Source organism: Roseateles sp. P5_B10, from assembly GCF_056400485.1.
In genome coordinates this window covers 1-5,974 of sequence record NZ_JBFULE010000300.1, presented here as the reverse complement: position 1 = coordinate 5,974, position 5,974 = coordinate 1, and the positions used below count along the sequence as shown (strand labels likewise).

The 5,974-nt window shown below is 70.8% G+C and carries 7 protein-coding genes; 3 read left to right on the top strand and 4 right to left on the bottom strand.

Annotated features, from left to right (window positions below; all coding sequences use genetic code 11):
- Nucleotides 1-1,596: AAA family ATPase (locus AC1DU6_RS17515; RefSeq protein ID WP_477858584.1), on the bottom strand; the 1,596-nt coding region annotated here is incomplete at its 3' end.
- 31 nt (nucleotides 1,597-1,627) lie between these two features.
- On the bottom strand, nucleotides 1,628-2,374 hold the full coding sequence (locus AC1DU6_RS17510) for a PEP-CTERM sorting domain-containing protein (RefSeq protein WP_457323681.1): 747 nt from the start codon (nucleotides 2,372-2,374) through the stop codon (nucleotides 1,628-1,630).
- Between the two features lie 130 nt (nucleotides 2,375-2,504).
- Here AC1DU6_RS17510 and AC1DU6_RS17505 point away from each other — a divergent pair, with 130 nt between their 5' ends.
- The 3 genes from AC1DU6_RS17505 to AC1DU6_RS17495 are packed head-to-tail and all read left to right on the top strand — an operon-like array spanning nucleotide 2,505 to nucleotide 4,541.
- Nucleotides 2,505-3,050 carry a PEP-CTERM sorting domain-containing protein gene (locus tag AC1DU6_RS17505; protein WP_457323680.1) on the top strand — a complete coding sequence of 182 codons (546 nt, stop codon included), beginning with the start codon at nucleotides 2,505-2,507 and terminating at the stop codon, nucleotides 3,048-3,050.
- 13 nt (nucleotides 3,051-3,063) lie between these two features.
- Nucleotides 3,064-3,810 (top strand): phosphoserine phosphatase SerB, encoded by a 747-nt coding sequence (gene serB / locus AC1DU6_RS17500; RefSeq protein ID WP_457323679.1) that lies wholly within the window; start codon nucleotides 3,064-3,066, stop codon nucleotides 3,808-3,810.
- On the top strand, nucleotides 3,807-4,541 hold the full coding sequence (locus tag AC1DU6_RS17495) for a substrate-binding periplasmic protein (protein WP_457323678.1): 735 nt from the start codon (nucleotides 3,807-3,809) through the stop codon (nucleotides 4,539-4,541). Before serB ends, AC1DU6_RS17495 begins: the two co-directional genes overlap by 4 nt.
- On the opposite strand, the gene AC1DU6_RS17490 is transcribed toward AC1DU6_RS17495, so the two are convergent.
- Nucleotides 4,542-5,369, bottom strand: a complete 828-nt coding sequence (locus AC1DU6_RS17490; RefSeq protein ID WP_457323677.1) for a PEP-CTERM sorting domain-containing protein — start codon at nucleotides 5,367-5,369, stop codon at nucleotides 4,542-4,544. It lies immediately after the preceding gene.
- Between the two features lie 32 nt (nucleotides 5,370-5,401).
- On the bottom strand, nucleotides 5,402-5,974 hold a 573-nt coding region (locus tag AC1DU6_RS17485), incomplete at its 5' end, for a hypothetical protein (protein ID WP_477858580.1).

Genomic DNA, 5,974 nt, shown 5'->3' with positions numbered 1-5,974 from the left:
CTGCCACAGCGCGGCCACGGCCAGGGGCTCGGCGGCGCCTTCCGCGCGCGCGCCCAGCGCCAATGCGGCCCGTTGCCGCAGCGCCTGCGCCTCGAAGGCCGGCAGCACCGCGAGAACCGCTTCGCGCACCAGGTCATGCCGGCATTGCAGGGCGCCGTCGGGCTCTTCGCGCAGCAGCGCGGCCTGCAGCGCCAACCGGGCCGCGGGCAGCAATTCGGCATCGGGCACCGCGGCCACGCTGCCCAGCACCGCCAGCGGCAGCGGCCGGGCCAGCACGGCTGCCGCGCCGACAAGGCCATGCGCTGCCGGGCTCAGGGCCTGCCAGCGCCGCAGCAGCAACTCGTGCACGCGCGGGGACACGGGCGCGCCGTCGGCTCGGGCCCGCAGCAGCTCACCCAGCACAAAKGCATTGCCGTGGCTGGCCGCGAGCAGCGCGGGAGCGTCGGCGGCGCTCTGGCCAGCGCGATTCAGCAGCAGCTGCACAGCCTCCAGCGCCAGCCCCGGCAGCGCCAGGCAGCGCAGGTCCTGCTGCCGGGCCAGCCAGTCGCGGTGTTCGGCCGGCAGTTCTTCGCCCCGCGCGGCGCCGCGCCAGCGCAGCCGGCCGCGGTGRCTCAGCAGGGCCAGCAGCTCCAGGCTGGCCGCGTCCACCCATTGCAGGTCATCGACCAGCAACAGCGGCCCCAGCGCCTCCAGCACGCGCGCCAGGCCCTCCAGCAGCCGGGCGCGGGCGCTCAAGGCGTCCAGCGGCGGCAGGGGCTCGTCGATGGCCAGCTCGGGCAGCAGCCGCGCCAGGTCCAACCGGTAGGCGGCCAGGCCGCGCTCGGGCTGGCGCAGCAGCGCGCGCAACGTGTCCAGGCGCGGCAGCAGCAGTTCGACGACGGGCCGGTAAGGCATCTCCGCCAGCCCCTCGCGGCCTTGCAGCACGGGGGCGCCGGGGAAGGCCGCCTTCAGCACGCTGGTCTTGCCCACGCCGGCCTCGCCCAGCAGCACCAGCGCCGGCGCGGCCTCGCGGCGGATCTGGCCCAGCCATTCAGCGCGGCCGCACAGCGCCTGATCGGTTTCGGTCGGCGGCGCCCCGCCCCGCTCCAGCAGCACACGCAGCGGCGCCTGCCAGGCTGCGGTGCCGGCGCGTTGCAAAGCGCGCCGAGCGGCTTCGTCCCAGCGGCGYTGCAGCAGCGCGCCATGGTCGTCGGCCCAGCGCCAGAACTCGTCGAAGCCGGCAAACCTGAAACCCTGCAGCCAGGCCATGGCCGGACGGGCCAGCAGCTCGGCGCCGTCGGCCTCGGCGCAGGCCATCTCCAGCAAGGCCAGGTCGTGCGGCAGCTGGAGACAGACGCGCTGCCGCTCGGCCACCAAGGCATCGGCCTGGCCGAACCCGGCCAGCAGCTGGCGCAGCCGGTGCAAGTTGATGCGCAGATGGTGCCGGGCCTGTTCGCGCTCGGCATCCGGCCAGAACAGCGCCGCAAGCTGGCCACGCTCCACCCAGTGGCCCAGGCAGGCCAGATGGATCAGCAGGCAGCCCGGCAGTGTGGCGGGCAGAGGCAGACTTTCAGCGGCATCGGCCTGCCAGGCCGGCGCTCCCAGCAGCTTGAGCATGGCGCGCAGTGTGCCGTGGCGCTTCCCGCGGTCAAGCGCGGCGGCGGCGCAATACCAGCAAGCCGATGCCGGCCGCCAACATCAGCCATGCCGAGGGTTCGGGCACCGGCGTCAGCGTGGCGGAGAAGTTGTCCAGGCTGAGGAAGGCGCTGCCGCCGGTGCAGCCGTTGACGCTGTTGCAACTGGTGCCAAGCGTGTAGCGGAAGCCCACGTAGATCGGCAGGGCGCCCGCGCTGAAGTCGGGGCGCTGCGCGGACCCGGCCACCGGTGGCACCCAGTCGGCCGCCGCGGCCACGAAGGACCACTGCTGCGACAGGTAGTCGGGCTTGATCATTGCCTTGCCAGTCACGAGGTCGCTGCCGATGACGGTGTAGGTCACGCCGTTTTGCATCAGGGCCGGCCGGATGCTGCCAAGCGTGTCGAAGGCAAAGCTGCTGGACAGCCCGCGGATGTCGGCGCTGAATTCCAGCTTCTGCAGCGCGCCCAACTGCGCCGGGTCGTAGGCCAGCGCCGTATAGAAGGCGCCCAGCCGGTTCATCGAGCTGGACAGGCCGGGGCTGCTCGGCGTGACATAGCTGATCACCCAATGCGAGCCCGGGTTGCCCAGGTTGGCGTCGATGACCATGTTGGCGTCTGCCGGACCATCGTCGGTGATCTGGATCAGGCTCCAGTCGGCGGCATGGAAGTCACCGACCTGCAGGCTCAGGCCCGAGGCGGCGGCATGCGTGGCGAGCGCCAGCGCGAGGCCGGCGACAGAAACAGAGGCGAGGCGAGACATGAGCGAACTCCACGGCTTGAGGACGTGGCGGACTCTGCGCGGCCAGCGTCTCTGCACCGTCTCAAGCTAGGGGCTGCCTGCGCCCGCGTCCCTGCCTAGACTGCGCCACCCTGCCGACCGGAGCATCGCGATGAAGAAGCTGGCTTTTGTTGCTGCAGTCCTGCTGCCCACCCTGGCCAGCGCCGCCGGCCTGGAGGGCACGACGGTGGACCTGCGCTATGACTTCGACAACGGCACAACCGTCTTTCACACCCAGGACAGCGTCCTTGTCGGCGCCGGCACCGAGCTGAGCTGCCCGGGCGCCGCCCAGGTCTGCCAGGTGCTGACGTCGCCGACCCAGACCCTGGATTTCGGCGACAGCAGCGTCCGCTATGACTACACCGGCCCGGGCAGCGGCTTCGACAACATTGCCGTCAACCACTTCCGCTTCGAAACCCTGTTCGGCAATGGCACCGCCATCACCGGCGTACAGCTGACGAGCAATGGCATCGCCGGCCTGGACGCGTCACGGCTGAGCTTCACCGCTCACAGCGTGCAGATCGACATGCGCGGCCTGCCACTGGCGAGCCAGGCCTTCTTCCAGCTCGACCTGCAGACGGCGCCCGTGCCCGAGCCGGCCAGCGCCGCGCTGCTGTTGGGCGGTCTCGCGCTTTTGCTTGCCCGGCGCCGCGCATGAGCGCATCGGGATAATGCGGCCCAATGATGGCCTGCCCTATCCTGACTCCGTGACCTCCCCCGCTTCTGACGGCCTCGTCCTGCGCGACGGCCCCGCGCTGCCGCCGCTGTCCCATTTCAAGCTTGCCGCCTTCGACATGGATTCGACGCTGATCAGCATCGAGTGCATCGACGAGATCGCCGCACTGGCCGGCAAGGGCTCCGAAGTCGCCGCCATCACCGAAGCGGCGATGCGGGGCGAGATCACCGACTTCAAGGACAGCCTGCGCCGCCGCCTGGCCCTGCTCGCGGGCGTGCCGGCGACCGTGCTGGACCGCGTGCTGGCCGAGCGGCTGACGTTCAACCCCGGTGCGCGCGAGCTGTGCGCGGCGTTGAAGGCGGCCGGGCTCAAGCTCGTGCTCGTCTCCGGCGGCTTCACCTTCTTCACGCGCTTCGTCGCGGCCGAGCTGGGCATGGACTTCGTGCGCAGCAACGAGCTGGAGATCGTCGATGGTGCCCTCACCGGCCGCGTCGTCATGCAGGACTGGGGCGACATCTGCGACGGCGAGCAAAAGCGCCTGATGCTGCTGCAGAGCTGCGAGTCAGTTGGCTGCCGGCCCGACCAATCAATAGCCGTTGGCGACGGCGCCAACGACCTGCCCATGATGGGCGCGGCAGGCCTGTCGGTGGCCTATCACGCCAAGCCCAAGGTGCGCGAGCAGGCACGCATTGCCATCAACACAGGCGGCCTGGAGCGGCTGCTGGAGCTGCTCAGACCGTGAGGCGGCTGGCGGCGCTGCTGCTGGCCACCGTGCTCGCGGGCACGGCGACGGGGCAGCCGCTGCCTTCACCACCCCCGCTGCGATTCGTTGCGGCCACCAACAACGCCCTGCCCATCGCCGAGTTCGACGCTAACGGGCGCCTGGTCGGCGGCATGGTCAAGGATCTGGGCGAGCTGATTGCAGCCGGCCTGGACCGCCCGGTCAGTTTTGTGCCGATGGCGGGCAAGCGTGTCAGCGCCGCGCTGCTGGCCGGCGAGGCCGACGCCGTCTGCTTCGTGCTGCCGGAATGGCTGCAGGGCGACTTCCGCTGGACGCGCGGCCTCATTCCCGATGCCAGCCTCGTCGCAGCCCATGCCGACGCCCCGGCGCTCAAGACGCTGGAGCAGGTCGCCGGCCAGCCCCTGGGCACGGTGCAGGGCTACAGCTATCCGCGGGCAGAGCAGGCGCTGGGCAAATGGTTCAGGCGCAGCGACGTGCCCAGCATGGCGGCCAACCTGCGGCGGCTGGCCGCGGGCAAGGTGCGGTATGCGCTGGTGGAGAAAACCTCGCTGCAGTTCTTCCTGCACGAGCAGCCGAACGCGCCGGTGCGCATCGCCTGGGTCATCAATCAGTTCGACGCGCGCTGCGCCTTCTCGCCACGCTCGGGTGTGCCCTTCGCCGAGCTGGCCTCGGTGCTGGACCGCCTCGTCAGCGACGGCAGCGTGGAGCGGGTGCTCGCACGCTACCGCTGATCAGCCCCGCAGGCGCCGGCGCGCCACGCCACCCATGACGGCCAGGCCAGCCAGCATCAACGCGTAGCTCTCGGGTTCGGGCACGGCCGTGACGGCCAGCACGTCGGCGACGATGGGCGTCGAGTTGGACCCGGCGACGGTCGTCCAGTTGGCGTTCACGGCCAGGGCTGACTTCAGTTGCGCCACCGAGCTGAAAGGCGCGTCGTTGGTCGTGACCTGCGCCGTGAACTGCGTGTAGCGCGTCGCCGTCGCGGCGTCGACCTTGTACTCGCGCAGTTGGATGCCGGAAAGGCCGGTCGCGGCAGTGGGATTGTCGGACGAGGTGTAGGTGCCGCGGTTGGAAAGTGCGCCCAGGAAGGTGATGGCCGAGGCTTGGTAGTTCGTCGCATAGGACGCGGCCTGGAAGGCGTAGAGGATGTCGCCGCCGCTGGAGATGTTGGACGCGCCGCCGTTCAGGTTGACGACCACGCCGTTGGCAGTGCCGCCGGCCGTGCCGGACTTGGCCGCGTACTGGCCGTTGACGCCCGTGCCCAGCAGCGCCACCGACGTACCTGCATTCACCTTGGCGCTGGCCGTCCAGGACCAGAAGGTCTCTGCCGTCGTCGAGAACACGCCGGCGGCCGGCGTCGTCTGCAGCACGTTGGTGTCGGTGAAGTAGATCGTCGTGCCCGCGGCGATGTCGACGAAGCTGACGAAGGACCAGCCGCCGACCGTCGTGTTGCCATTCACGCCGGTGAAGGCGAATTGGGTGTTGCTCAGCGAGGTGCCGGCAGCCTGGACGGTGCCGATGGAAGCGGCCAGGGCGATYAGGGTCAGGGACTTGTTCATGGATGGTCTCCGTTGTGTTGTCGTGGTTGGAATCAGCGGGCGCGCCGGCGTCCGACGGCCAGGGTCAGCAAGCCGCCCAGGGCCAGCAGGGCCGAGCCCGGCTCGGGAACGGGGGCGGCGGCGAGCACGAGGTTGTCGAGCGACACGCCGTAGTAGCTGTCGCGGTTGGTCAGCGAGAAGCCGGCGATGTCGGCCGCCCCGCCCGTGCGTGCGAAGGCATAGCGGCCATCGCTGCGGCCGCTCAGATCAACGGCCTGGATGAGGCTGCCGTCGGTGCGGTACAGGCTCAGCGTGATCGCGCCGCCGTCGGCATCGCGCAGCTGCAAGCCCAGGGCCGACACGGGCGAGGCGAAGCGGGCCGAGATCGCGCCGAAGCCGTCGGCCGCGCCGGCCTGCGGGCCGACGCCGAACAGGGCCAGGCCGTCGGCGTCACCATAGTTGTAGGCGCCGAGGTTGGCGCCGGCTGCGCCGGCCAGCAGCGTCAGGCCCACGCTGGGCGCGCCGATGCTGAGGTCGTCGAACCAATCCTGCGCCACTGCGCCCGGCCGAGGCGCCTTGGCCACGGCCAACTCCTGGCCGGCGAAACGCTCGCCGAACTGCATGCC